We start from the raw sequence: 3,532 nt of genomic DNA, 5'->3' as shown, positions 1-3,532 counted from the left end.
CCGCTCAAAGAACGTCAAATTCAAGTCACGGGTAAGGTTGATGCCGATGGTAATATCACGGTCCCCCAAGACGAGCCATCGGCTCCTGTTACCGAAGTGATTGATAAGATTAATAAAGGCATTGCGGCGCAGGTTGCATCGAGTGATACCTCTGATGCCGTAAATGCCATAGAGGTTGAAAATAGCGATACAATTGAACCTCCAACAGCAACCTTGGCCGTTGGTTCTGTGCAATCTAGCCAAGCTGAAAATCCGCAGATTTCCTCACAGCGACTCGAATCATCCGCTCGCTTGTTCAACAAGGGTGCATTGAATCTTAACCAAAGGGACAGCAATGCGGTTCGTTTCTATGATGCGGTAGCCGCAGCAGCGCTAGCCAGTAATCAAAACTCAACACTAGTGCACAATGAGTCGAGTGTTGATGCACATCGTGGGGAGATAGCTGAACCAATAGACGATTCTGCATTGGTGTCTAGCTCGACTGTTTATGGGGAGAATAGTCTTATTTCCAATGGATTAACACTTGAGTCATCAAACCGCCAAGACACTCGCGGCCTGTTCAACCATCAAACTTTAGCACTGCATCGTCCGCGTTTCTTAGATGTGAATGTCTAGCCTCTAATTCTCGATATTCTCGCAAATATTAACCGAGTAGCGTTTGCCCATTAAGGCAAATCGCTTAAGCGTGCTCTGTTTGCAAGTTCATTAGCCATGAATCAAATAACAGTGACTCTCGATTTGCCAAGCGCTCATTTTTCCGTGCTAGAGGAAACAACCTCAGCGTTATCAATCGGTAGTGCTCACACCATGGTGCTTTAGGATATAAGAGGCCAGCAGTTTCGAGGCGGGGCCTTGGTGATCGCGGTTGGGTATCACAAGGCTAAGCATTATCCGTCGTTTCTGGCTGCCTTGCAGGTGTAAACGCACCAGTTTACCCGCGGCTAATTCTTCTTGGATAAGGAAGGATGGGATCCAACAAAAACCAATTCCCTGGTTTAAAATAACTTTCGCCTCATGGAAGTTAGATACTGTCCAGCGCTGCTCGGCTTTGAGCCAGCCGATATCAATGTTAGATTGCACGCCCGTGTCTTTGATCACTAATTGCAGATGCTGTGCCAACAGTTTGTCATCATCTAAGGTGCCAATGTCGGCTAAGGGGTGGCTCGGGTGGCAAACCAGATGCAGCTCTTGTTCACATAGAGGCTCGGATAAATAGCCTTTGGGTGGGATGCCTGCACAAATGGCGATATCGACTTTATTCTGCAGGATCAGCTCCTGCGTCCCAGTGATCACTGAATCAAGCATAATAATGCGAGTACCACGGCTATGGGGCAGAAAGTCACTTAGCGCACATACAAGGCTTTCCATCGGATAGACAATTTCACGGGCAATGGTCAGCGTTGGCTCCCAACCTTGCTCTAGGTTGCTAGCAAGTTGTTCTAATTCATTCACAGATTGAGTGACATGGCGTGAACGTCGCAGTAACACTTCGCCCTGTGGTGTTAGGTAAGCTTTGCGGCCTCGAACTTCGAGTAGCTCAATTCCCAATTGATGTTGCAACTTGGCGACAGCATGGTTGAGAGACGATTGGCTCTTGTTGAGTTTTTCTGCCGCCTGCGCATAGCCGCCATAATCGACGACGGCCTGTAAAATACGCCATTGCTCAAGGGTGGATTTAGCGCGAGTCATGGAGATCCTAATGTCTAACGACAGTTTTCTAAAAAAACGATAGGTTTAGCCCTATAGTGGCGAGTCATGATCGTTTATTCAATAGTATCGGTGATTTAATTGGGAGACGATAATCGCGGCGATGTGCAGCGGTATGATTATTACTGACGGTAAGATTACGCGTGGATATTGTTTGCTGGTGTGTGCAAATCACCGTTCCCATTGTGTTAAGCCGCTAAAAAGCACAATTGCTTGCGTTAGCGTGCGATCCTAAGACAACGATAATCCTCTGGATAAGCGATGCCGCATCAACGGGATCGCCAATAGTAGCGTGTAGTTGCTCACTTAAGGTGAGTGCAGCCTCATTGACTACCAACAGATTAAAAAGCCCAAGTTTATCTTGGCAGTCTTGTGTGGATAAATAGACAAATTTAGCTAATTGCGTTTGCCACAGGGATTGATAATAGCGTGGGCCTTCATTAGCGATTGCATTGAAACTATATGCATAGTCAATTGGTTGTTCCCAATTTGCGCCAAAACTCTTACTGAACTCTGCTTGTAGATCGGGATAGCTTTTCTGTTTTAAAGACTGATAAAAATTAAGCGCCACTTTAGCGCGAAACACATTAAGTTGTTTGGTATAGGCCTTGGCGAGTATCTCCCTTGGCGCTATATGTTGAATATCATATTTTGGAAAGAGTGTTTCGTGTAATACATTGGCTAGCCAAAGGCTTGGTAACTGATTTGAATCGAGACTCGGGCCTAAGGTATTGTTTAGATAAAAATGGCTTCCCCGTGCAAGTGCTACAACAGCTTGGGCTAACGCATTGCAAAAACGTTCAATATCTTTGTCACTGTTGAGTGTGGGATTAAGCTCGAGTGCCTGTTGACCAAACTGTTGGCCAATTACACTTTGTCTGAGGGTATGTTGACTGGCACTGGCATGCCGACTATTTACGTCAAGATACACTTCACCAAGCAAACGATGTTGGTGGTAAACCCGGATGATTTGTTGCTGCCGTTGAGCCGCGGTTGATGCAATATGCCCATCTATCACTTCAAAACTCAATCCATACTCACCGAGAATAGCAAAAGCATTATCGAGCACTTCGCCAGTGTGTAAGGAAATCTGTTTGGCACTACTTAGCTGCGATAATTTACGGCCGACATCCCAAGGTGCGACTCCAATTGATTCAGTTTGGCTGTCGAGAAACTGTTTTACTAACGCAGGAGAATTGAGTTGCTGTTCAGCCAAGCTGTAACTGGCAAAATCGATAAAGTTTGCGTCATTTGCCATTTGTTGACGCAATTCTGCAATACGATGCAATGCGAGTTGGTTATGCTCGCGGGCACGACCTTGATAGGCCTGCCACAGAATTTGCCGACAGTGGCGATCGGGTTGTTTTAAGAGATAACCGACAATCGTGCCGGAAAACGTTGTATTTGATGTTTCTGTGGCGTTGTCGGCTGCATCAACGGCGACATTTTCTGTGTTGGCAGTAGTAACCTCAGTTGGCAGTTGGCATTGGGTTGCTTGAACCGCTAAATGAAATTGTTGACTGCCTAATCCTTGTCGAATAGTGGCTTGTGCTGTGTGCAGTTTGGCCTTATCAAGGGGGGATTGATGCTGACGTAGTAATGCGACTAATTGTTCACCGAATAAGAGTTGATCTTGGGTGAGATGCTCATCATTGCTATGTTTATCAGCCGCATCAGTGAGCTCATCGACAAGTTGGTTGAATGCAGCTTGGCTCAGCAGGTCGTTTAGGATATCGGCAAGGCGCAACTGGACATTGCAGTAGTCCTTGGCGTTACTTCGCCCGAGAGAGATAAACCGTCGGTAGTAGTTGAGTCTATCATTAAT

The 3,532-nt window shown here is 46.2% G+C and carries 2 protein-coding genes and 1 pseudogene; 1 reads left to right on the top strand and 2 read right to left on the bottom strand.

The genetic code is table 11. The features are described from left to right. Positions 1-615: pseudogene (locus SHEWPOL2_RS21710) on the top strand (catalase); the annotation flags it as partial. A gap of 171 nt (positions 616-786) precedes the next feature. Here the strand turns inward: SHEWPOL2_RS21710 and SHEWPOL2_RS21705 are convergent. Both SHEWPOL2_RS21705 and SHEWPOL2_RS21700 read right to left on the bottom strand, forming a co-directional pair. Further along, entirely contained in the window at positions 787-1,689 is a 903-nt protein-coding gene (locus SHEWPOL2_RS21705) for a LysR family transcriptional regulator (RefSeq protein WP_037431654.1), read from the bottom strand. Positions 1,690-1,903: 214 nt separating this feature from the next. Then, a partial coding sequence (locus tag SHEWPOL2_RS21700; RefSeq protein ID WP_037431652.1) for a M3 family metallopeptidase occupies positions 1,904-3,532 on the bottom strand: 1,629 nt, incomplete at its 5' end.

The sequence above is a fragment of the Shewanella sp. POL2 genome (genome assembly GCF_000282755.1).
In the GTDB taxonomy this organism is placed as follows: Bacteria; Pseudomonadota; Gammaproteobacteria; order Enterobacterales; family Shewanellaceae; genus Shewanella; species Shewanella xiamenensis.
This window is presented reverse-complemented; position numbering and strand designations above follow the sequence as displayed.

Bases quoted from the DNA above. Each gene is read 5' to 3' on its own strand.
- SHEWPOL2_RS21705 (WP_037431654.1), bottom strand. From the start codon at position 1,689: ATGACTCGCGCTAAATCCACCCTTGAGCAATGGCGTATTTTACAGGCC.